Annotated in this window: 19 protein-coding genes and 1 other RNA gene; 12 read left to right on the top strand and 8 right to left on the bottom strand. The window is 67.3% G+C overall.

The annotated features are described in order from the left end of the window. Positions 1-347: 347 nt before the first annotated feature. Positions 348-3,566: an autotransporter family protein gene (locus AC13FN_RS09000; protein WP_482984615.1), complete on the top strand. Its 3,219-nt coding sequence runs from the start codon at positions 348-350 to the stop codon at positions 3,564-3,566. A 204-nt stretch (positions 3,567-3,770) separates the two neighbouring features. Here AC13FN_RS09000 and AC13FN_RS09005 read toward each other — a convergent pair whose 3' ends face one another. The 4 genes from AC13FN_RS09005 to AC13FN_RS09020 all read right to left on the bottom strand — a co-directional run bounded on the left by AC13FN_RS09005 (position 3,771) and on the right by AC13FN_RS09020 (position 8,023). Beyond that, complete coding sequence (locus AC13FN_RS09005; RefSeq protein WP_482984614.1) at positions 3,771-5,156, bottom strand: FAD-binding oxidoreductase; 1,386 nt, start codon at positions 5,154-5,156, stop codon at positions 3,771-3,773. Next, entirely contained in the window at positions 5,153-5,797 is a 645-nt protein-coding gene (locus AC13FN_RS09010) for a metal-dependent hydrolase (RefSeq protein WP_312392519.1), read from the bottom strand. Before AC13FN_RS09010 ends, AC13FN_RS09005 begins: the two co-directional genes overlap by 4 nt. A gap of 146 nt (positions 5,798-5,943) precedes the next feature. Next, a complete protein-coding gene (locus AC13FN_RS09015; RefSeq protein ID WP_026347139.1) occupies positions 5,944-6,312 on the bottom strand; it encodes a YraN family protein in 369 nt (122 codons plus the stop codon). Then, the gene (locus AC13FN_RS09020; protein WP_019661062.1) at positions 6,302-8,023 is read right to left on the bottom strand and encodes a penicillin-binding protein activator; all 1,722 of its coding nucleotides are present in this window, start codon (positions 8,021-8,023) and stop codon (positions 6,302-6,304) included. The genes AC13FN_RS09015 and AC13FN_RS09020 overlap by 11 nt, the downstream gene beginning before the upstream one ends. Positions 8,024-8,104: 81 nt before the next feature. On the opposite strand from AC13FN_RS09020, the gene rsmI reads away from it, so the two are divergent. Then, positions 8,105-8,923, top strand: coding sequence for a 16S rRNA (cytidine(1402)-2'-O)-methyltransferase (gene rsmI, locus AC13FN_RS09025; protein ID WP_312394053.1), 819 nt, complete (start codon positions 8,105-8,107; stop codon positions 8,921-8,923). A 177-nt stretch (positions 8,924-9,100) separates the two neighbouring features. Here rsmI and AC13FN_RS09030 read toward each other — a convergent pair whose 3' ends face one another. Together AC13FN_RS09030 and AC13FN_RS09035 are read right to left on the bottom strand one after the other, a co-directional pair. Continuing rightward, positions 9,101-9,970, bottom strand: a complete 870-nt coding sequence (locus tag AC13FN_RS09030; RefSeq protein ID WP_312394050.1) for a nucleotidyl transferase AbiEii/AbiGii toxin family protein — start codon at positions 9,968-9,970, stop codon at positions 9,101-9,103. Continuing rightward, positions 9,967-10,626 (bottom strand): type IV toxin-antitoxin system AbiEi family antitoxin domain-containing protein, encoded by a 660-nt coding sequence (locus AC13FN_RS09035; RefSeq protein WP_312394049.1) that lies wholly within the window; start codon positions 10,624-10,626, stop codon positions 9,967-9,969. Before AC13FN_RS09035 ends, AC13FN_RS09030 begins: the two co-directional genes overlap by 4 nt. A gap of 194 nt (positions 10,627-10,820) precedes the next feature. Between AC13FN_RS09035 and rnpB the strand changes: the two genes are divergently transcribed. Then, positions 10,821-11,172: RNase P RNA component class A (gene rnpB / locus AC13FN_RS09040), an RNA gene on the top strand. Positions 11,173-11,261: 89 nt separating this feature from the next. Here the strand turns inward: rnpB and AC13FN_RS09045 are convergent. Continuing rightward, complete coding sequence (locus AC13FN_RS09045) at positions 11,262-11,741, bottom strand: DM13 domain-containing protein (protein WP_053442516.1); 480 nt, start codon at positions 11,739-11,741, stop codon at positions 11,262-11,264. A gap of 101 nt (positions 11,742-11,842) precedes the next feature. Next, complete coding sequence (locus AC13FN_RS09050) at positions 11,843-12,595, bottom strand: NRDE family protein (protein ID WP_482984613.1); 753 nt, start codon at positions 12,593-12,595, stop codon at positions 11,843-11,845. 323 nt (positions 12,596-12,918) lie between these two features. Here AC13FN_RS09050 and mraZ point away from each other — a divergent pair, with 323 nt between their 5' ends. The 9 genes from mraZ to murG are packed head-to-tail and all read left to right on the top strand — an operon-like array spanning position 12,919 to position 22,823. Further along, positions 12,919-13,365: a division/cell wall cluster transcriptional repressor MraZ gene (gene mraZ, locus AC13FN_RS09055; protein WP_004143635.1), complete on the top strand. Its 447-nt coding sequence runs from the start codon at positions 12,919-12,921 to the stop codon at positions 13,363-13,365. A gap of 14 nt (positions 13,366-13,379) precedes the next feature. Next, complete coding sequence (gene rsmH, locus AC13FN_RS09060) at positions 13,380-14,348, top strand: 16S rRNA (cytosine(1402)-N(4))-methyltransferase RsmH (protein WP_010481940.1); 969 nt, start codon at positions 13,380-13,382, stop codon at positions 14,346-14,348. After that, complete coding sequence (gene ftsL / locus AC13FN_RS09065; RefSeq protein WP_005412242.1) at positions 14,345-14,608, top strand: cell division protein FtsL; 264 nt, start codon at positions 14,345-14,347, stop codon at positions 14,606-14,608. The genes rsmH and ftsL overlap by 4 nt, the downstream gene beginning before the upstream one ends. Next, a complete protein-coding gene (locus AC13FN_RS09070; protein WP_180836335.1) occupies positions 14,605-16,449 on the top strand; it encodes a peptidoglycan D,D-transpeptidase FtsI family protein in 1,845 nt (614 codons plus the stop codon). Before ftsL ends, AC13FN_RS09070 begins: the two co-directional genes overlap by 4 nt. Beyond that, positions 16,446-17,954, top strand: a complete 1,509-nt coding sequence (locus AC13FN_RS09075) for a UDP-N-acetylmuramoyl-L-alanyl-D-glutamate--2,6-diaminopimelate ligase (protein ID WP_312394000.1) — start codon at positions 16,446-16,448, stop codon at positions 17,952-17,954. Before AC13FN_RS09070 ends, AC13FN_RS09075 begins: the two co-directional genes overlap by 4 nt. Then, on the top strand, positions 17,951-19,345 hold the full coding sequence (locus tag AC13FN_RS09080; protein WP_281055949.1) for a UDP-N-acetylmuramoyl-tripeptide--D-alanyl-D-alanine ligase: 1,395 nt from the start codon (positions 17,951-17,953) through the stop codon (positions 19,343-19,345). The genes AC13FN_RS09075 and AC13FN_RS09080 overlap by 4 nt, the downstream gene beginning before the upstream one ends. Then, a complete protein-coding gene (gene mraY, locus AC13FN_RS09085; protein WP_010481929.1) occupies positions 19,335-20,420 on the top strand; it encodes a phospho-N-acetylmuramoyl-pentapeptide-transferase in 1,086 nt (361 codons plus the stop codon). The genes AC13FN_RS09080 and mraY overlap by 11 nt, the downstream gene beginning before the upstream one ends. A 1-nt stretch (position 20,421) precedes the next feature. Beyond that, on the top strand, positions 20,422-21,741 hold the full coding sequence (gene ftsW, locus AC13FN_RS09090; protein WP_049435618.1) for a putative lipid II flippase FtsW: 1,320 nt from the start codon (positions 20,422-20,424) through the stop codon (positions 21,739-21,741). Then, a complete protein-coding gene (gene murG, locus AC13FN_RS09095) occupies positions 21,738-22,823 on the top strand; it encodes an undecaprenyldiphospho-muramoylpentapeptide beta-N-acetylglucosaminyltransferase (protein ID WP_482984612.1) in 1,086 nt (361 codons plus the stop codon). The genes ftsW and murG overlap by 4 nt, the downstream gene beginning before the upstream one ends. Positions 22,824-22,832 lie beyond the last annotated feature (9 nt).

A 22,832-nucleotide genomic window follows, 5' to 3' on the forward strand; every position in this document is an offset into this window, starting at 1 on the left:
GGTCTTGTCCTTTCTGGGAAAGAGTCGACACAGGGAGTCGTTCAGGCGCTCGTTCACGGATGTGGCCTTTTCGACCTCTTCGCGTGAAGCGCGCGTGATGAGCCTAAGCAGGCAACCTGTGTCTTGATCGGCACGAATTCTGGCCGCGGGCACGGCTCCGGCCCATGCAATTAGTTGCAAAGCGCTGGCCGTCTGGACGCTCGGGTCGGCCGATGTTCAGCACAGTGAATCCGGTCCGTACTTGGGCGCGACAGGACGACGCAGCGGCTGCGGTATGCAACCAATTCGATAGGCGCCATTGCGGCCGCTTCCTACGGTATGGGCCCTTCCATTGGAGCGTCCCCCGCATGCGTCGTGTACTTCCCCGCCCCCATCTGCTTGCCGTGGGGTTGTCCGCCGCCCTGGCGTCGTCGGTCGCCATGGCACAGCAGGTCATCGCCGATGGCGACGAACAGAACCCGGCTGCAGGCGATTACCGCACCACTGATCCGGTGGAGCCGGGCAATCCGGGTGGGCATGCGTTCCTTGCCATCAACGGTGGCAGCCTCATTCCAACCGGGCCGGTCAATTTGATTACCGAAGGGCTGCGTGCTGCCGCTGCACGCGCCGAGGGTGCGGGAAGTCGTATCGAACTGCAGGCGGGCAGCGTCTTGACCTCCGGCTATGGTGCTGCCGGCCTTTCCGCCGCCAATGGCGGCCAGGTTCACGCCAGCGGAACGCATATCGAAACGCGCGGCACGGCAGCGTCGGGGGCGGAAGCGCTGTCCGGTGCGCTGTCACTGGACAACGTGCGGATCACTACCCGTGGCGGGTTGGCCCATGGCATCAGCGTGCAGCAGGGGCAGGCAGTAGTGCGCGACAGCGCGATCGAGATTCTTGGTGACCAGTCCAATGGGGTGGACGTGCGTGATGGAACACTGCTGGCCGAACGTCTGCAGATCGCTGTGGCGGGGGCAGGCCATGGGGTGTGGGCGCAGGGTGGCAGCGATGTCACCCTGCGCTCGGCGCGGATAGATGGCAGCGGCGCCGGTGCATCGGGCGTGCTGGTGGGGCTGGGCAGCAAGGTGGTGTTGGAAGATGTCGCCATCGATCTGACCCACGAGCGCTCCGGAATGGGATTGTTCGTCGGCGGTGAGCTTGAGATGCGCGGAGGCAGCGTGCATGCACGTGGCGACAACGCCACCGCGGTCAGCTTCGCCACCGGTGGCGGCGGCGTGCTGCGCCTGGATGGGGTGGAGCTGTCCGGTCACTTCGGCATCCATATGACCGAAGGCGCGGACCTTACCCTGCACGGCAGCCGGCTCGACAGCGTGTCGATCGGCATCGACATGAACCAGCGCGATGTGGTTGCGAGTGTGACCGATTCGTTCATCACCACTCGCAATGGCGTTGGCATTCGAGTGACGAATGGCGATCTGGTAGTCGACGGATCGACCATCACGGCCAATGGCACCTATTGGCAGGCGATATCGGTGCTGGGAGGTACCGCGCAGGTTACCGGCAGCCGGTTGCGGACCCTTGGCCAGAACGGTCATGGGTTGTATGCCGAAGGCGGTGTATCTGCTGCACCAATAGCGAACGGCAACATGATCGATATTCTTACCGAAGGCGACGGCGCCATTGGTGCGATCGCCCGCCTTGGCGGCACCGTACACCTTGCAGACAGCGTGGTGCGCACCACCGGCATCAATTCACACGGTGTGTTGTCGGGGGGCAGGGGCGAAATGACGCTGGCCAATACCCACGTGCGCACCGAAGGTGAAGGTGCCTGGGCGGCGGTGATCAACGACAACGGCCAGATGAGCATCGACGGCGGCTCGCTGGTGAGTGCGCAGCACGGTGGCATCTGGTTGCGCAGCAGCCGCGATCCAGTGCTGACGTTGAGTAACGGTGTGGTGGTGTCCGGTGGCAACGGCATCGGCCTGGCACTGGATGCTGCCGTGGCCGGCCGCTTCGACGTGGCGCTGGAAGGGGGCTCGCAGCTGCACGGCGATATCGTCATCACGCCCGAGGACGAAGACGCCGGACTGGTGCCGCAGTCCGATGTACACGTGCGCCTGGCGGATGGCGCGCTGTGGCAGGGGTCTTCCAATCTGGTGCAGACGCTTGCGCTTGAAAGCGGCAGCCAATGGACGTTGACCGGCGATGCGACCGTGGGCGAGTTGCAGGCGCGCGACAGCGTGGTGGCGTTGTCCGATGGCAGCGGCCGCTTCAATACGCTCACGGTGGAAGGTGACCTGCACAGCGAGGGCGCCACCTTCCTGTTCCAGGGCGCGCTGGCTGGCGATGATTCGGCCATCGACCACCTGCTTGTGCGTGGTGATGCCTCCGGTGATGCCCTGATTGCGGTGAGGAACATCGGCGGTGTGGGGGCGCCCACTGTGGATGGCATCCAGCTGATCGAAGTGGACGGCGCATCGCTGGCCAGCTATGCGCTGACCGGGCGTGCGGTGGGCGGTTCGTACGAGTACTTCCTGTTCCAAGGCGGTCTGGCCGATCCCACCGATGGCCATTGGTACCTGCGCTCGCAGTGGTTTGATGTCTGCGAAGACGACCCGGCGGCGCCGGGCTGCGTGGTGAACCCAGGCCCGGGTCCGGATCCGGGTGAAGGCGGGGGCGGCGGCGGAATCGTCGATCCGATCCGGCCGCCGCCGGTGCTGCGCCCGGAAGCCGGTGCCTATCTGGCGAACCAGTCCGCCGCAGTGAACATGTTCGTGCACCGGATGCATGATCGCACCGGCACCCTCACGGGTGAGCGCACTGCCTGGGCACGCGTGGGTCGTGGCAATGCGGACTTCACTGCGGTGGGTGGCCAGCTGTCGGTGGATGGCAATACGTCGGTGTTGCAGATCGGCAGTGACCTGCTGCGACGTGGCAATGCCACGTTCGGTGTGATGCTGGGCAATGGCCGTGCTGACAATCGTGTCGCCTCGGATCTGACCGGCTACACCGCCACCGGCCGCGTGCGTGGTACCGCCGTGGGTGTGTACGGCACCTGGATGCAGGATGCGGAAGGCACCGGCGGTGCCTATGTGGATGCGACCATGCAGTTCGGCCGCTTCGACAACCGTGTGCAGGGTATCGGTCTGGAGCCGGAGCACTATGATGCGCGTGTGGCCACTGCGTCACTGGAAGTGGGCCATACCTTCAATGTGTGGCAGGGGGCTGGCAGTGCACTTTACGTGCAGCCGCAGCTGCAGCTGACGTATGCAGGCTATCGCGCGGATCGCCACGTGGAGAGCAATGGCACGGTTGTCGACCATGCGGATGCCGGTGGCCTGAGCGGGCGCCTGGGCGTGCGCGTGTTCGGCCATGGCATTGCGGGTGGCAACACCGTGCAGCCGTACCTGGGCGTGAACTGGCTGCGCGGCAGCGGTACCAGCACGTTGCAGTTCAACGATGACACGCTGGGCGCGGATGTGCCGCGCAATCGCTATGAAATGCAGGCCGGTGCCGAGTTGAAGCTGGGCCAGCGCTGGGGCGCATGGGGCGGGCTGAGTGTTCAGCGCGGTGACCATGGCTACCGCAACGTGGGTGGCCAGGTGGGCGTGCGCATGGCCTGGTAAGCGGGCGTGCCGGGGTCGGAGCCCATTGCTTGGCAATGGGATCCGACCCCAACCCTTCCGGCACGCGGACCTCTGTAGAGCCGAGCCCATGCTCGGCTCACCGCGCGAAGCGCGGGTGCATCGTGATCTGAACGAAGAGCAGCCGAGCGTGGGCTCGGCTCTACAGTGCACGCCTTGGTAGCGCCGGGCCATGCTCGGCGCGCATCACACCGGCGGCAGCACCTTGCCCGGGTTGAGAATTCCATCCGGGTCCAGTGCGGTCTTGATCGCGCGCATCGTCGCCAGCGTGGCCGGGCTGAACGCCTGTGCCATGAAATCGCGCTTGGCCAATCCAATGCCGTGTTCTCCCGACAACGTGCCGCCCAATGCCAGCGTCAGCTCGAAGATCTTCGGCAGCGCGGCATGCGCGCGTGCGTTCTCGTCGGCATCGTCCGGGTGGTAAAGAATGTTGACGTGCAGGTTGCCGTTGCCGGCATGACCGAAGGTGACGATGGTCAGCGTGTAGTCGCGTGCCAATGCCTGCACGCCAGCCACCAGCTCCGGAATGCGCGACACCGGCACCACCACGTCTTCATTGATCTTGCCGGGCGCGACGGTACGCAGTGCGGGTGAAAGCGCCTTGCGCGCGGCCCACAGCTGGTCGCGTGCGCGGCCTTCCATTGCCACGTCCAGTTCGATCATGCCGTCGCCTTCGGCAGCGCTGGCCAGTGCCTGCAGCAGGTAGGGCAGGGTGTCGTGGTCGCCATCGGCTTCGACCAGCAGCATCGCGCCTGCCTCGGGTACGTCAGCACCATTGAGGCGCAACAGCTCCAGGCTGCGTGAATCCATGAATTCCAGGCGCGTGGGCACCACCGGCTGCGACATCAGACGAGATACCGCTGCCGCCGCCGCGTCGGCGTCGCGGTACAGCACGCGCAGACCGGCCTGGCTGACCGGCAGCGGGGTCAGCTTGAGGGTGGCTTCCACGATCAGCGCCAGCGTGCCTTCGCTGCCCACCAGCAGGTGGGTGAGGTCGTAGCCGGTGGAATCCTTGGTGTAGGCACCCCCGCAGCGGATCACCTCGCCGGTGCCGGTGACGGCCACCAGGCCCAACACGTTGTCGCGGCTGGTGCCGTACTTCACCGCGCGTGGGCCACCGGCGTTGCAGGCCAGGTTGCCACCCACGCTGCAGATCTCCGCGCTGGAAGGATCGGGCGCCCAGAACAGGCCGTGCGGTGCCAGGGCTTGCTGAAGCGTTCCATTGAGCACGCCCGGCTGCACCACGGCGCAGCGATCACCGGCACGGATCTCCACGATGCGGTCCATGCGGGTGAACGACAGCACGATGCTGCCCGGCAACGGCACGGCAGCACCGGTGGTGCCGGTGCCCGCGCCGCGCGCGACCAGTGCCACGCCATGCGCACGGCACGCGCGCACCAGCGCCTGCACCTGTTCGACGCTGGCGGGCACCGCGACGGCGGCAGGGCGCTGACGGCGCCACGAGTTGTCCTGCGCGTTCGCCTCCAGTGCGTTGTCATCCGTGCGCCAGCCCTCCGCGCCCAGCAGGGCAGACAGTTCGGCAACCAGGGCAGCGGGCAGGGCAGTACTCATGACGGATCTCGCGGGACGGCAGGGGCGGGTTGGATCAGTTTCCAGGCAACAACGGCGGCGGCCAGCGGCAGCCAGACCCAGCGCAGTTCAGAAAGCAGGGTGGCGATGCCGCGCGCACTGAAGAACTGCGGCGCGAAGGGTGAAACGCGGATCGGCCGCCACGGGGCGAAGAAGCGTTGTTCGCTCCACGGCCAGGCCAGGGCCACGCCGAGGCCGCCGGAGGTCATCGCGTCGAGCAGGGGATGGCTGGCGGCGCAGATGAAGACGAACGTCGCCGCCTGTACGGTGGACGCCAACGTTGGCCCTCGCTTGGTAGGTGCCAACCTTGGTTGGCACGAAACCGCCGACCAAGGTCGGCGACTACCGGAGCTGTGTGGTGCCGACCAAGGTCGGCCGCTACCAAAGAACGCCCACACCGCGGCCAACACCGCCAGCACGCAGGCAAACAACAACGAATGGCTGGCACCGCGATGGCCGAATGCATCGGCATAGGGAATGCGCAGGGCAAAGGCCAGCACGTCGGCGTCGGGCAGCATCGCGGCGACCACACCCGCAGCTAGCAGCCATGCCGGAATGCGGCCGCGATCGGCGGCGCACCACAGCGCCAGCGGTACAGCGGCATGGGTGATGATCGACGGCATCAGTCACGCACCATGGTCGTGCCGGCCAGGCTGCGCTCTGGTAGATGCCAACCTTGGTTGGCACAGAAGCGCCAACCAAGGTTGGCATCTACCAAGGCCCAGAAGCGCCGACCAAGGTCGGCCTCTACCAGAGCGGACGGTACACATCAGCAATCATCCAGCCGGAACGCATCGCGCAGCCAGTTCAACTGCGGCGGTTCGCCCGTGGCTTCCACCACATCGAAACGGCAGGGCGCATCGGCAAGCGCGGGATGGTCCTGCAGGTACAGCAACGCGGCATGTGCCACGCGTCGGCACTTGCGCACATCCACCGAGGCCGCGCCGCCACCGAAATCGGATCGCGCGCGGTAACGCACTTCCACGAATACCACGGTGCCAGCGTCGTCCATCACCAGGTCCAGTTCACCGCCGCGATAACGCACGTTGCGCGCACGCGGCTGCAGTCCGGCCTGTTGCAGATGCTGCTCGGCGGCGGCTTCCACCGCCGAGCCCCGTTGGCTGCGCTCAGCGACCACCGACGATCGGCATCGGCCGGCCGCCATTGAAGGTGGACCAGGCCGGCTGGCGCAGGATGTTGCCGTTGCTGTCCAGGAACAGGGTGCCGGTGGCGCCGTCCAGGCCGCCTTCGTTGGACAGCTTGTCCAGGTAGGCGGTGATCTTCCAGGCATCGGCGCCGAAGGCGAACAGGCGGCCGGCGGCACCGCGTGCGCTGGGCAGGGTGCTGGCCACCTGGCTGGCCGAGGGCAGGCCGGACACGCTGCGCACGTTCCAGGCTTCGTTCGGGTAGACGATGCCGTCCAGCGCCACGTCTTCTTCCACCTTGCCGCTGCCGACGGTCAGCTGCGAGGTGCCCACGCGGGTGGCGCCACCGGCACCGGCCAGCGCCAGCTGCGGCGCCAGTAGGCGGGCCTGCGGCGCGCGCACGGCGAGGAACACGGCATCGACCTGGCCGGCATTGCGCACCTGCGCGCCGACATCGCCAACCGCGTCGCTGACGCCGACGGTGGCCACCACCTGGCCGCCACGCTGGGCGAAGCGCTGGGCGAAGGCGGCGGCGGCACGGCGGCCGGTGTCGTCGGCGCTGTTGATCACCAGCGCCTTGCCGCGCTCGCGGCCGCGCAGATATTCGGCGGCGACGATGCCGTCGTCTTCCGGCGCCAGCGAGAAGCCGGCGCTGCCGGCTGGCGGCGCGTCCTTGCCACGGTTCAGGGCCAGCACCGGTACCTGCAGCTGCTGGCGGCCATAGACCGCATCCACTTCGTCACGGCCCAGCGGGCCGACCACGAAGTCGGCGCCGGAGGCGACGGCCTTGTCATAGGCGGCCAGCGCACCAGCCGGGGTACCGGCGGTGTCGATGAAGTTGATGTCCGGGCGGCGGCGGGTCTCGCCGTAGTACGCGGCCAGCAGGCCATCGCGCACCGGCTGCGCGGCGGTGGCCAGGCGGCCGCTGAGCGGCAGCAGCACGGCCAGCTTGGCCGGCGGACGGTAGCCGTCGCTCATGGCCGGCGGGCGCTTGCTGGTATCGAACTGGGCGGCGCCATCGCGGTCGAACGGGCGCGGCAGCGGCAGGCCACGCGCGATCAGCGCACGGCCGGCGAAGTTGTACAGCGGGTCGTTGGCCGGCAGCGCGGCGGCACGGCTGCGCAGGGTGGCGTCGTCAAGCGTACCGAGCAGACCGGCGATGGCGGCCTGGTTCTCGCTGCGTGCGCTGCCGGTCAGGCTGGCGTGGGCGCGGGCGCGCTCGGTGGCGGCACCGAAGGCATCGCCGGTGCCCTGCAGCGCGTTGGCGCGGGCTACGTGCCAGCGCGTGCGCAGCGCGGGGAAGACGTTGTCGCCCTGTTCCTTCAGCAGGGCCAGGGCCTGCGCCGGCTGCTTGTCGGCCAGTGCCAGCTCGGCGCCGGTCAGCTGGTAGCGCTGCAGGCTGGCGCCGGACAGCTGGCGGGCGGTGAGCTGGCCGAGCAGGCTGCGCGCGCGGGCACTGTCGCCGGCCAGGTGCCAGGCCCAGGCGGCATCGGCCAGGGCGTTGCTGCGGGCGCCACCTTTCAGGGTTGCGGCCAGCGCTTCCAGCTGCAGGGCGGCGTCGCGCGGTTTGCCTTGTTCGATCAGCGCCAGCGCCTGGCTCTGGGCCGGCGATTCGGGCGCGCTGGTCAGGCTGGTGGTGGCACAGCCGGCCAGCAGCATCAGCGACAGCGACAGGGCGGAGATCCGTGCGGCGGGCTTGTTCATGATCGGGTCCATGCGATGAGGGCAGCGGCCTTGGCCGGGTACACGCTACGATTCTACCCTTGCCCCGTGAGTACCGCTGAAATGAGTGTCCCAACCCTGTACGTCGTCGCCACCCCGATCGGCAACCTGGCCGATCTGAGCCCGCGCGCGCAGGAGGTGCTGCGTTCGGTGGCGGCCATCTGTGCCGAGGACACCCGCCGCAGCGGCCAGTTGCTGTCCCATTTCGGCATCCAGCAGCCGCTGGTGGCCCTGCATGAACACAATGAAGAGGCCCTGTCGCAGCGCCTGGTCTCGCGCCTGCAGGCCGGCGAGTCGTTGGCGCTGGTCAGCGATGCCGGCACCCCGCTGGTCAGTGACCCCGGTTTCCGCCTGGTGCGTGCTGCGCGTGCGGCCGGCATCAAGGTCAGCCCGATCCCGGGCGCCTGCGCCGCCATCGCCGCGCTGAGCGTGGCCGGCCTGCCCAGCGACCGCTTCAGCTTCGAAGGTTTCCTGCCGGCCAAGGCCAGCGGCCGCCGCGACCGGCTGCAGGCGCTGGCGGGTGAAGTGCGCACGATGGTGTTCTACGAATCCTCGCACCGCATCGCCGAATCGCTGGCCGACATGGCGGCGATCTTCGGGGGCGAGCGCCCGGCGGTGCTGGCGCGCGAGCTGACCAAGATGTTCGAGACCGTGCTCGATGGCGATCTGGCCGGCCTGCTGGCCAAGGTGGAAGCCGACGAGAACCAGCGCAAGGGCGAGTTCGTGGTGATGGTGCAGGGCGCCGGCGACGATGAGGAAGCGCAGCTGGCGCATGGCCGCCGTGTCTACGCCAAGCTGAGCGAGCATCTGCCGCCGTCGACCGCGGCGAAACTGGCGGCCGAGCTGACCGGCGCGCCGCGCAAGGCGTTGTACGGGAGTTGATGGATCGTGCGGACCAAGGTCCGCACCCACCAGAGCGGAATCCGCACCCACCAGAGCGGCGCGGGTTTCGTCGGCCCTGTCCAGTGAATCGGTAGATCCACGCCATGCGTGGATGGATGGGCTGCGGCAGGGACTGCACCCACCAGGGCGGAACCGATAGCGCCAGGCCATGCGGCGTCAGGACTGTACGGTTGTGTCGAGGGTGTCCAGATACTCGGCAATCTCGGCAATCACCGAAGAGAGATCCGGCGCGATCAGGCGATTCCTGCGCAGGAAGGCGCGCCACTGGGTCTGCTTCTGGGTATCTGCGGCGAACGACTGAGTCAGTCCGTAGGGCAAGGGCGTCGGCGCCGGGGTCCTTCGTCGATCAAACGTCGCGCCAATGGCCGCAACAAGGTGCGGGCGATCCATGGCGTCTTCGCGGACCAGTGCCAGCAAGTCGAAGAAGTCCTTCATCCTGCTGTTGGCGACGCCCAGTGCCGCAATGGCCTCCAGCTTTTCGGCAAACACGGTCTCGCGTGGATAGACGCGCAGGAACGGTGCGGGAAAGTCATCCAGCATTACCGGGTAGGCGATTTCCTGCGGTGGGGGAGTCACCGCATCGCCAAACCCCACGTCCCACTGTACGTGGCAGCGCGAGCGGCCAAGATGTGCGGTCAGGCGCATTCGCAGCCCCTCATACTCCGCTTCTTCGCGGGTGGCCTCGATGGCGATGCTGCCTGGGTCGAAGCACAGGCCGTCGTCGTCCGGTATTGCGCAGAGCGACCGTGCGATGTGCAGCAGATGGTCGGGATCTGCAGTGCCGAATCGTAGAAAGTCTGCATCGCGTGTGGGGCGATGGGGCATGTCAAACCACACGGCGAACAACATGGCGCCCTTCAGCAGGAACTGATCGCGGTATCGGGAAGTGGAGAGACGGTAGAGCAGGCGCTCAACGGCGAACCTGTCCAGCACGAACTGAAAGTCCTCGCCTCGGCTGCGCGCGCGATCGAGCAGCCGTTGCCGGATGGAAGCAACGCGCTGGGGGAGTGGTGGTGAGTGGGTCACGCCAGGGCATCGAGGTACGGTCTCATCAGTCTGGCAACGCGACAGATCCGCGCATACTTCATCAGCGCATCCGGCGTGGTCGCACGGTTGTGAAGCGCGTCACGCAGGGCTTCAAGTGCGACATCAAGTCCTACGAGATTGCGGAACTTGAAACAATCGACGACGGTTTTCGCTACATTGCTGACGTATATGAGGCGTCTGCCTACGCGACGTTCTTCCAGCCCCGCATTGAGGGTCGTTGCCGACATGCGGACCACACGAAGGGGCGGCCAATCGATCCGCGGAGCGCGGTCGCTGTTGCCGATGGAGACCCAGCGTTCGAATGGCGCCTGGGTGGTCAGGCCATGCAGGCGCAGGGCACTCAACAGGCATAGACGGGGGTGCGGCAGGCGTTCTGCGATGACCCGCAGCCCATCATCGGTGTCATCGCTGTTTCTTTCCGCCAACGCGTAGACGCCACGGGACAACCGGATGAGTGCACCTGCCTCGACCAGGCGGGTCAGTTGGGCGCGGGCGATCCCCGCGGTCACCAGTTCGCGGGCGCGCAGGGTGCCTGCGCGTCGCAATAGCTTTCGTGCCTTGGCCTCAGCGTTTCCCATGACGGCATTGTTCCATAACGTCGGGTGTTTTGAATATCGACCGACAAAAAGGAACATCGCCGGCTACGGCGAGTGGATGGTGCGGACCAAGGTCCGCACCCACCAGAGCGGAATCCGCACCCACCAGAGCAGCGGGATCGGCATCCCCGGGGCAGCGCGATCGGTAGATCCACGCCATGCGTGGATGGATGAACCGCACGTCGCGATCAACGCGGCAGGAAGGGCGTGCGTAGGCTAGAATGAGCGCTGGCGGAGCCGGCCAGACAGTCGCGTCATCCCTTCGGGGGTGCCGAGGAAAGTCCGGGCTCCATAGGGCAAGGTGCCAGGTAACGCCTGGGCGGCGCAAGCCGACGGAAAGTGCAACAGAAAGATACCGCCTACGTCTTCTTCGGAAGGCCGGTAAGGGTGAAATGGTGCGGTAAGAGCGCACCGCGAGTCTGGCAACAGACCGGCACGGCAAACCCCACCTGGAGCAAGACCAAATAGGGATCCTTTGGCGCGGCCCGCGTTGGATCCGGGTAGGTTGCTTGAGCGTTGCGGTGACGTAACGCCTAGAGGAATGACTGTCCACGACAGAACCCGGCTTATCGGCCGGCTCCGCCTCTTTCTTACGGTAAGCCGGGCATGGCTCGGCTCTACAGTAGAGCCGAGTCATGCTCGGCTGCTCTCCGCCCAGATGCTTGGGGTGTTGTTCAACCCGGCGTGCGGTACTGCCCGGCGGAAATGAACTGCTCGAACCGTTCGCACCACACCACCACAGTGGTGTAGTCGTCCACGTTGACGCTTTCAGGCACGTCCACCAGGAAACGGTTGAAGGTCTTCACCTCGCCGATGCGCTGGGCCTGCGGCTTGATCTTCAGGAAATCGGCCTTGTTGTCGACGAAGTCGCGCACGAGGTAGACCTTGTAGTCCGGCCCCGGGCCCATCTTGCCGTCGAACGCGACCTGGCGCGGGCTGACGCTGACCTTGCCGTCGGCCCAGTGCACGGCGTCGCTGCCCTTGAGGTCGCGGCGGAAGGTGGTGTGGTAACGGGCGTCGCCCATCGCCGCCTGTACCTGCGCGACCGGCGGGTCGTCGGGAGCGATCAGGATCGGCAGCAGGTAGATGCCCAGGCCGAAGCCCAGGCCGAGGGTGAGCAGGTGGGTGACGACAAGTACGAGAACACGGCGCATCGATGACTCCCTGTGGATCGGTGAGGCGCGCGGCAGAACCGCGCCGGGTCATCGTGTGGCGTGCGTGCAGACATTTATAGACACAGAAAACAGGTACAGGGTCAGAAATCGACCTGGCTCTGGCCGAGGGCGACACCCTGCGGGCCGAAGCGACGCTCGTGGATCTGCCCGTGCCCTTCGGCATCGATCAGCAGCATCGTGCTGGCGCGGGTGCCGTAGTCGTCACCGCGGATGAAGGCCGGGCTCAGCCAGCGCTCGCGTTCCAGTCCGATGCCGGTGTCGGGCAGGTCGCCGTCGGCGGGGCGATGTTCGTCGGCCAGGGCGGCCCAGAGCGCGGTCAGGTCCTCATCGTCGGCCTCCAACCAGGCTTCAAGCGCAGCCATCAGCCGCCGGGTCTTCGGCCAGGGCGCGTCCAGCGCGCCGTTGGACATGCCATGCACGCCCGGGCCCAGGCGCTGGCGCTCGGCAGGGTGGTTGCCCAGGAACTCCAGGCTGTGGCCGTCGGCCAGCAGCAGGTTGAATGGGGCGTAGGCGCCGGCCACCGTTGCCAGTCGGTCGATATGCACGGCGGCGGGGTCGCGGCCGCGCAGGAAGTCGGCCACCAGCGCGCCCCGTGAAGGACCGGTCTGGGCGGCCAGCGGATCGCGGACATTGGTGACCACCGCCATGCGGCCGCCGGCACCGACGCCGGCCCAGCCGCCGCCGGAGCGCAGGTCGCGCCCCCCGATGACGGAGGTCTCATCTTGCCAGGGGGCCAGCGCCGCCGTCGGGCGGGCGTGGAACTCATCACGGTTGCCGGTCATCACCAGCCGCCAGCGCGGGTGGTGCATCCAGCCAAGAGCGAGCAGGCACATGGCTTCATTGTGCACGGTTTGCGCAGTCTGGCGCCGCTTCCGGCCCGTTTTGGATGAATGCGCGGGCGATGTTTCACGCGCTGTCCACAGCCCTGAACTTCCGTTCAATCTCAAAAATTGAGACGGATCAGCAACTTGTGGATAAGCCTTGAACAATTCTCTAAAGGTTGTTGCAAGCCATTGATGCGGCTGGCGATTTCCCCGCTGAAAAGTTGTTGACAACCCTTCGGCCGCTGCTAAGGTGGGCATCAGAGGGAAATCCGGGTGTTTTGTGGGTTTTCGTGGTTCAATGTTTCACCGGGCGAAGGATAGGTGCACGCGTCGTGTTCCAGGGCGAGACGGCCATCACAGTTGACGATAAAGGGCGCATGGCGGTTCCCACCGCTTACCGCGACCTCGTCGCGCGCGCCAGCAACAACCGTCTCGTGCTGACCTACAACCCGTTCGAAGCCGGCTGCCTGTGGCTGTATGCAGAGTCGGAATGGGAGCGGGTCCGCGACGACGTCATGTCCAAGCCCAACACCCAGCGCGTCGTGCGCCTGTTGCAGCAGAAGCTGGTCGGCTCGGCCGCCCATCTGGAGCTGGACGGCAACGGTCGCATCAGCATCCCCGCCAGCCACCGCGGTGCGGTGGGCATTGAGAAGAAGGCGGTATTGCTCGGTATGGGCGACAAGTTCGAATTGTGGAGCGAGCAGGCGCATCGGGCCCTGATCCAGCAGACGTTGTCTGACGAGGATCTGGGTGATGGGTTGCTCGACCTGAAGTTGTGAGCCGGGGTGCCCGGATGCGCCCAGAAGCGCAGGCCGGTCACCTTCCGGTGTCGCAGTCGCCGGCGGTGCACCTGCCGGTCCTGTACACCCAGGTCATCGAAGGCCTGAGGGTGATCGAAAACGGACGTTATCTGGATGGCACGTTCGGTCGTGGCGGTCATGCACGTGGCGTGCTCACCCAGCTTGGTCCCGAGGGGCGCCTGCTGGTCATGGACAAGGATCCGGAAGCCATCGCCGTTGCCGAGCGCGATTTCGCGCCGGACCCGCGCGTGTCCATCTTCCGCGGCAGCTTCGCCCAGCTGCTGCAGTGGGATGCGACGGCCGAAGGCCTGGACGGCGTGCTGTTCGACCTGGGCGTGTCGTCGCCGCAGCTGGACGTGGCCGAACGTGGCTTCAGCTTCGGCAAGGACGGCCCGCTGGACATGCGCATGGACCCGGACAGCGGTGAAAGCGCCGCGCAGTGGATCAACCGCGTGGAAGACCGCGAGATCGCCGACGTGCTGTGGACCTACGGCGAAGAACGCCAGAGCCGCCGCATCGCCCGCGCCATCGTGGCCCGCCGCGAGAAGCAGCCGTTCACCCGCACCGCCGAACTGGCCGAGCTGATCGCCTCGGTGATGCCGCGTGGGAAAGACAAGATCCACCCGGCCACGCGCAGCTTCCAGGCCATCCGCATCCACATCAACCGCGAGCTGGCCGATCTGGAAGCCGGGCTTGATGCGGCGGTGGAACGGCTCAAGCCCGGTGGCCGCCTGGCGGTGATCAGCTTCCATTCGCTGGAAGACCGCATCGTCAAGCAGTACATGAACCGCCTGGCCAAGGCGCCGCCGGCCAACCGCCGCCTGCCCGAGGCGGTCGCGTTCGTGCCGACGCTGGACCTGATCGGCGGTGCCATCAAGGCCACCGACGAAGAGCTGGCCGCCAACCCGCGCGCCCGCAGCGCCGTGCTGCGCGTGGCCCAGAAGCGGGAGGCCGATGCATGAGCCGGCTGCTGCTGATCATCCTGCTGGCTTCCACCGTGGCCTCGGCGATCGGCGTCGTGTTCGTGCGTCACCGTCACCGGCAGACGTTCATCGAGTTGTCGCGCGCCGAGCGCAAGCGCGATGACATCAATCTGGAATTCGGCCGCCTGCAGCTGGAGCAGGCGACCCTGGCCGAAGCCAACCGTGTCGATCGCATCGCCCGCGAGAAGCTCGGCATGAAGTTCCCCGAGGCCGCCGACATCGTGGTGGTGCGGCCATGAGCAAGACCGGCCGCAACCGCCCGCGCAACGCCTTCAACCTGCGCCAGCGCCTGCGCTGGGTCGCGCTGGCGCTCGGCCTGTGCTCGGTGTCGCTGGTCGGTCGTGCCGCCTACGTGCAGATCATCAACAGCGACTTCTACCAGCGCCAGGGCGAGGCCCGTTACCTGCGCGAACTGCCGATCAAGACCTCGCGCGGCATGATCACCGACCGCAACGGCGAGCCGCTGGCGGTATCCACGCCGGTCGCCTCGATCTGGGTCAACCCGCAGGACCTGCTGCGTTCGCCCGAGCGTATCCCGGAGCTGGCCCAGGCGGTCGGTATGTCGGTGGATGAGCTGAGCAGCCGCCTGTCGCAGAAGTCGGACAAGGAATTCATGTACCTGCGTCGCCGGATCAATCCGGACGAGGCAGAAAAGGTGGTCGCGCTGAAGATTCCGGGCGTGGCCGCGCAGCGCGAGTTCCGCCGCTTCTACCCGCAGGGTGAGGCGATGGCGCACGTGCTGGGCTTCACCAACATCGACGACCGCGGCCAGGAAGGCCTGGAGCTGGCGTTCGACGAATGGCTGCGCGGCAAGGCCGGTGCCAAGCGGGTCATCCGCAACCGCAAGGGCGAGACCGTCGAAAGCGATCTGCTGCGCGCTGCTGAACCGGGCAAGGACCTGACCCTCAGCATCGATCGCCGCATCCAGTACCTGGCGTTCAAGGAACTGCGCAACGCGCTGGTGGCCAACAAGGCGGCAGGCGGTTCGATGGTGATCATGGACGTGACCACCGGCGAGATCCTGGCCATGGTCAATCTGCCGACCTACAACCCGAATTCGGTCGGTGGTGCGGCTCCGGACACCCGCCGCAACCGCGCGGTGACCGACCTGGTCGAGCCGGGTTCGACGATGAAGCCGCTGACCATCGCCACCGCGCTGCAGGCGGGTGCGGTGACCAAGGACACCATCATCGATACCAACCCGGGTTACATGACCCTGGGCCGCTTCACCATCCGCGACGTGCCGCGCAACAACGGCGTGTTGAACGTGACCGGCGTGATCACCCGCAGTTCGAACGTGGGCGCGGCCAAGGTTGCGGCGAAGATGCCGGACCAGGTGTTCTATGACGGCGTGCGCCGCTTCGGTTACGGCTCGGTACCGCACAGCGGTTTCCCGGGTGAGTCCGGTGGCGTGGTGCTGCGCCCGGCACGCTGGTCGGGCACCACCAAGACCACGATGTCCTACGGCTACGGCCTGAACGTGACGCCGCTGCAGATCGCTACCGCTTATTCGGCACTGGCGAACGGCGGTCGTCTGATCGCGCCGACCTTCGTCAAGGGCCAGCGCAATGAAGGCCAGCAGATCATCGACGAGAACGTCGCCAGGCAGGTGGTGGCGATGATGGAAACGGTGGTCACCCAGGGCGGCGCCAAGCAGGCGGCGGTGCTGGGTTACCGCGTGGCCGGCAAGACCGGTACCGCGCGAAAGGCCGGCCCGGGTGGCTACGAGCGCGGCCACTACAACGCGCTGTTTGCCGGCGTGGTGCCGGCCACCAACCCGCGCTTCGCCACCGTCATCGTCATCAACGACCCGCAGGCCGGCAAGTTCTACGGTGGCCTGGTGTCGGCGCCGGTCTACCACAACGTGATGGAAGGCACCCTGCGCCTGATGGACGTGCCGCTGGACGACCTGCAGTCGTGGCTGGCCGCGCAGCAGTCCGGCAAGGTCGGCCATTCGGCCTCGATCCTGCCCGCGCCGCCGGCAGAAGCCGCGTTGCCGGTGGATGCCGCCGCTGAATTCGATGCTGCGCTGCCCAGCGCGCACGCCCAGACGCCCCCCGCTACGGGAGGCACGCAATGAGTCCTTCGATGTTGCTTTCGCAGTTGCTTCCGGACGTGGCCCTGGCGGGCCATGATCCCGTTCTGACCGGCCTGGTGCTGGACAGCCGCGCCGTGCGCCCCGGCAATGCCTTCGTCGCCATCGCCGGTTTCGGCGCCCATGGCCTGGGCTTTGTCGAGCAGGCCCGTGCGGCCGGCGCGGGCGCCATCCTGTTCGAACCGCCGGCGCCCGCCGAACTGCCGGCCCCGGCCGATGCGATCGCGGTACCGGGCCTGCGTGCGCGCATGGGCGCGATGGCCGACCAGTTCCATGGCGCACCGTCGCGGGCGATGGCGATGGTCGGCGTGACCGGCACCAACGGCAAGACTTCCACCGTGCAGCTGCTGGCCCAGGCCTGGCACCTGCTCGGCACGCCCAGTGGCAGTATCGGCACGCTGGGCGCCGGACTTTATGGCGCAGTTGAACCGACCGGCTTCACCACGCCGCTGGTGCTGCAGATGCACGCGCTGTTGGCGCAGCTGCGCGACGCCGGTGCGCGCGCGGTGGCGATGGAAGTCAGCTCGCACGCGCTGGACCAGGGCCGCGTCGACGCCGTGCACTACGACGTGGCGGTGTTCACCAACCTCACCCGCGACCATCTGGATTATCACGGCGACATGGCCAGCTATGGCGCGGCCAAGGCGCGGCTGTTCCATCGTCCGGGCCTGAAGGCCGCGGTGATCAATCTTGACGACGCCTTCGGCCGCCAGCTGTTTGCCGGCCTGCCGGCGGGCGTGCAGCCGATCGGACTGAGCTCGCGTGGTGCCAGCGATGCCAGCGTGCGCGCTGAAGCGCTGCAGCTGGATGGCCGTGGCATCGCCTTTGAGCTGGTCATCGACGGCCAGCGCGCCGCAGTGCAGTCGCCGCTGCTGGGCCGCTTCAACGTGGACAATCTGCTGGCCGTGGCCGGCACCCTGCATGCACAGGGCCAGCCGCTGCCGCGCATCGCCGAGGTGCTGTCGGCACTGCAGCCGATCCGTGGCCGCATGAACCGCCTGGGCGGCGAAGACGGCCTGCCGACCGTGGTGGTCGACTACGCACATACCCCGGACGCGCTGGAACAGGCGCTGGACAGCCTGCATGGCCACCTGCACGGCGCGCTGTTCTGCGTGTTCGGCTGCGGTGGCGAGCGCGATACCGGCAAGCGTCCGCAGATGGCGGCGATTGCCGAGCGCTTGGCCAACCAGGTCATCGTCACCGACGACAACCCGCGTGGCGAAGATGGCGACGTGATCGTGGCAGACATCCTGGCCGGCTTCCAGAACGCCGATGCCGTGACCGTGCAGCGCAGCCGCGCGCGTGCGATCGGCCTGGCGGTGAAGCGCGCCGGTGCCGGCGACATCATCCTGATTGCCGGCAAGGGCCACGAGCCGTACCAGGAAGTAAATGGCGTACGCCATGACTTCGACGACACCGAAGTGGCCGCCGCTGCACTGGCGGCCAAGGCCGGTGTTCTAGCCGCACAGGCCGGGGAGGGCATCGCATGAAGCGCACCCTGCTTTCGCTGATCGCACACTGGGCCGGCGGCGAGATCCACGGCGACGACGTGGCCATCGATGCGGTCAGCAATGACACCCGCAGCCTCGGTCCGGGCAGCCTGTACGTGGCGCTGCGCGGCGAGCGTTTCGACGGCCATGATTTCGCCGCCGACGCGCAGGCGCGCGGTGCCAGTGCGCTGCTGGTCGAGCGCCTGCTGCCGATCGAGCTGCCGCAGGTGCTGGTGGCCGACAGTGAACTGGCGCTGGCGAAGATCGCCACCGGCATGCAGCGTGACCGCGGCACCGAGGTGTTCGCGATCACCGGCAGCAACGGCAAGACCAGCGTGAAGAGCCTGCTGCTGTCGATCCTGCAGCAGATGGCACAGCACGCGCACAAGGTGGTCTACGCCAACCCGGGCAACCGCAACAACGAGATCGGCCTGCCGCTGGCGGTGATCGATGCACCGGAAGATGCCGACTACGCCGTCTACGAGATGGGCGCCGGCAAGCCGGGCGACATTGCCTACCTGACCGACATCGCCCGCCCGCGCTATGCGCTGGTCAACAACATTGCCCCGGCGCACCTGGAACGCATGGGCAGCCTGCTCGGCGTGGCGGTGACCAAGGGCGCGATCTATGCCGCATTGCCGGCCGATGGTGTGGCGGTGATCAACGCCGACGATGCCTACGGCCGCTGGTTCGAACAGCATTTCGTCGGCACTCTGCCGCGCTGCCGCGTGCTGCGCTATGGCCTGGAACATACCGCCGACGTGACCGCGCGCGACATCCGCGCCGGTGCGCAGGGCAGCCAGTTCACCCTGGTTTCGCCGGCCGGCGAAGCGCGCGTGGTGCTCGGCCTGCCGGGTCGCCACAACGTCAGCAATGCGCTGGCCGCTGCCAGCCTGGCGCTGGCCGCTGGTGTCGATCTGGCGCTGATTGCGGCCGGCCTGGCCGAAGCGCAGCCGGTGCCGGGCCGCCAGATCGCCCATCAGCTGCGCAACGGCGCGGTGCTGGTGGACGACAGCTACAACGCCAATCCCGGTTCGCTGGCTGCGGCCATCGACGCCCTGGCCGCGGCGCCAGAAGAAGGCTGGCTGGTGCTGGGCGACATGCGCGAGCTGGGTCCGGACGCCGAGGCACTGCACGCGCAGGCGGGGCTCCGCGCGCGCGCTGCTGGCCTCAAGCGCCTGTATGCGCTGGGCCCGCTCAGCGCCGCTGCCGCCACTGCCTTCGGCGAAGGCGGCCGTCATTTCGCCACCCATGACGCGCTGTCGCAGGCGCTGAAGGACGAGCTGCACGCCGGCGTGCGCTGCCTGGTCAAGGGTTCCCGTGGCAGCGCCATGGACACGATTGTCAAAGCGCTGCTGGCGCAAGGAGAGGAATCCCCGCATGTTGTATGAACTGGCTCGATGGTTGCAGCAGTTGGAGAGCCTGTTCGGGCTGTTCAACTACCAGACGTTCCGCGCCATCCTTGCCGCGCTGACGGCCCTGTTCCTGTCGCTGTGGCTTGGCCCGGCGATGATCCGCAAGCTTGCCCAGTTCAAGGGCGGCCAGCCGATCCGCAAGGACGGTCCGCAGACCCATTTCTCCAAGGCCGGTACGCCGACCATGGGCGGTTCGCTGATCCTGCTCACCATCACCTTGTCGGTGCTGATGTGGGCCGACCTGCGTAACCGCTACGTGTGGCTGGTGCTGGCGGTGATGCTGTGCTTCGGCGCCATCGGCTGGTACGACGACTGGATCAAGATCGTCCGCCGCGACCCGAACGGCCTGAAGTCGCGCTGGAAGTACCTGCTGCAGTCGATCTTCGGCCTGGCCGCGGGCCTGTTCCTGTTCTACACGGCCGACGTGCCGGCGGCGCTGACCTTCTACATCCCGATGTTCAAGTCGATCGCGCTGCCGCTGGCCGGCATCGGCTTCGTGGCCATCGCCTACTTCTGGATCGTCGGCTTCTCCAACGCGGTGAACCTGACCGACGGCCTGGACGGCCTGGCGATCATGCCGACCGTGCTGGTGGCCTGCGCGCTGGGTGTGTTCGCCTACGCCTCGGGCAACGTGGTGTTCGCCAACTACCTGCAGATCCCGCAGATCCCGGGCGCCGGCGAGCTGGTCATCATCTGCGCGGCCATCGCCGGTGCGGGCCTGGGCTTCCTGTGGTTCAACACCTATCCGGCCATGGTGTTCATGGGCGACATCGGTGCACTGGCGCTGGGTGCGGTGCTGGGCACGATCGCGGTGATCACCCGCCAGGAACTGGTGCTGGTGATCATGGGCGGTGTGTTCGTCATCGAAACGCTGTCGGTGATGATCCAGGTCGCCTCGTTCAAGCTGACCGGCAAGCGCGTGTTCCGCATGGCGCCGATCCATCACCACTTCGAACTGAAGGGCTGGCCGGAGCCGCGCGTGATCGTGCGCTTCTGGATCATCTCCGTCGTGCTCGTGCTGATCGGCCTGGCTACGTTGAAGGTGCGCTGAGATGAACGACCTGTCCCGCCAGGCAACACGCCTTGAAGCCATCGAAGGCAGCTACGACAAGTGGCTGCTGGGCGCGATCATCGCGCTCACGGGCATTGGCGTGGTGATGGTGGCGTCCAGTTCGATCGCGCTGATGAGCAGCCCGTTCTATTACCTCAACCGCCACCTGATCTTCCTGGCGGTGGGCATCGTGCTGGCAGTCGTTGCCGCCCGCACTGAACTGAAGTCCATCGAGCAGTACAACCAGATGCTGCTGCTGGGCTGCTTCGTGCTGCTGCTGGCGGTGTTCGCACCGGGCTTGGGCAGCACGGTCAACGGCGCACGCCGCTGGATCAACCTGGGCATCTCCAAGTTCCAGACGGTGGAAGCGGTGAAGGTGCTCTACATCGTCTGGCTGTCCAGCTACCTGGTGCGCTTCCGCGACGAGGTCAACGCGACCTGGCCGGCGATGCTCAAGCCGTTGGGCGTGGCCGGTGCGCTGGTGCTGTTGCTGCTGCTGCAGCCGGACTTCGGTTCGTCCACCCTGCTGCTGGCGATCACCGCCGGCATGCTGGTGCTGGGCGGTGTGAACATGCCGCGCATGTCGATGCCGGTGATCATCGGCCTGGTCGGCATGAGTGCGCTGGCGATCATCGAGCCGTACCGCATGCGCCGCATCACCTCCTTCCTGGACCCGTGGGCCGACCAGCAGGGCGACGGCTACCAGCTGTCCAACGCGCTGATGGCGGTGGGCCGTGGCGAGTGGACCGGCGTCGGCCTGGGCAACTCGGTGCAGAAGCTGTACTACCTGCCTGAAGCGCACACCGACTTCATCTTCTCGGTCACCGCCGAGGAATTCGGCTTCCTGGGCACCTGCGTGATCGTGGCGCTGTACGCGCTGCTGGTCGGCCGCACCTTCTGGCTGGGCATGCGCTGCGTGGAAATGAAGCGCCACTTCTCCGGCTATATCGCCTTCGGCATCGGCCTGTGGATCAGCATGCAGACCTTCGTCTCGATCGGCGTGAACCTGGGCATCCTGCCGACCAAGGGCCTGACCCTGCCGCTGATCTCTTCCGGTGGTTCGTCGGTGCTGATGACCTGCGTGGCGATGGGCCTGCTGCTGCGCGTGTCCTATGAGCTCAAGCGCGCCGAGCGCCGCCAGGCCGTGCGCATCGGCGGCGCCGAAGACGCCGCTGCCGAGCCGAGCGACGCGCCGGTCGCGCCGGTGGCCTCCAGCGTACCGATGAGCGCCGAGCCGGTGGCTGCCGCTGCGCCGAACGCTGCGCGTGGCACCAGCCGCCTGCAGTCGCGCATCGAACCGACCTTCGGGAGGCTGTCATGAGCAGCGCTTCCAACGTGCGCCCGGTGATGATCCTGGCCGGTGGCACCGGCGGTCACATCTTCCCCGGCCTGGCCGTGGCCCGGGTGCTGCGCCAGCGCGGCGTGCCGGTCACCTGGATGGGCGCCGACGGTGCGATGGAAACGCGCCTGGTGCCGCAGCACGACATTCCAATCGACACGCTGGCCATCACCGGCCTGCGCGGCAAGGGCAAGCTGGCCCTGCTGGGCGCGCCGTGGCGGCTGATGCGCGCGCTGCGCGCGGCCGGCATGATCATCCGCAAGCGCCAGCCGCGTGCGGTGGTCGCCTTCGGTGGCTTTGCCTCTGGCCCCGGTGGCATGGCCACCCGCCTGCACGGCCTGCCGCTGCTGGTGCACGAACAGAATCGCGCGCCCGGCATGACCAACCGCATCCTGTCGCGCTATGCGCGCCGGTTGCTGACCGGTTTCCCGGGTACCTTCGCCAAGGGCGAGGAGTTTGTCGGTAACCCGGTACGTGCGGAGATCGCCGCCATCGCACCGCCGGAACAGCGCTTCGCCGACCGTCACGGCCCGCTGCGCGTGCTGGTGGTCGGCGGCAGCCAGGGTGCGCGTGCGCTCAACACCGGCGTGCCGCAGGCGATTGCCGCGCTGGGCACGGGTGTGCCGGTGCAGGTGCGCCACCAGAGTGGCGAGAAGATGCATGCCGAAGCGGTCGAGGCGTATGCCAAGGCCGGCGTGCAGGCTGAAATCACCCCGTTCATCGCCGACATGGCCGAAGCCTTCGCCTGGGCCGACCTGGTCGTGTGCCGTGCCGGCGCGTCGACGCTGGCCGAGCTGTGCGCGGTCGGTGTCGGCAGCGTGCTGGTGCCATTCCCTGCCGCCGTCGACGATCACCAGACCCGCAATGCGGAGTTCCTGGTCGAGCGTGGCGCGGCGGTTTTGCTGAAGCAGGACGGAACGCTGGCCGACGGCATTGCCGCACTGCTGCGCGATCTGTCCGAAAATCCCGCCCGCCGCATGCAGATGGCGCAAGCCGCGCGTGCCCTGGCCAAGGTCGATGCCGCCGAGCGCATCGCCGATATCATTCTTGAGGAAGCTGTATGAAGAAGGCAT

The sequence above is a fragment of the Stenotrophomonas sp. 115C5 genome (assembly GCF_056861055.1).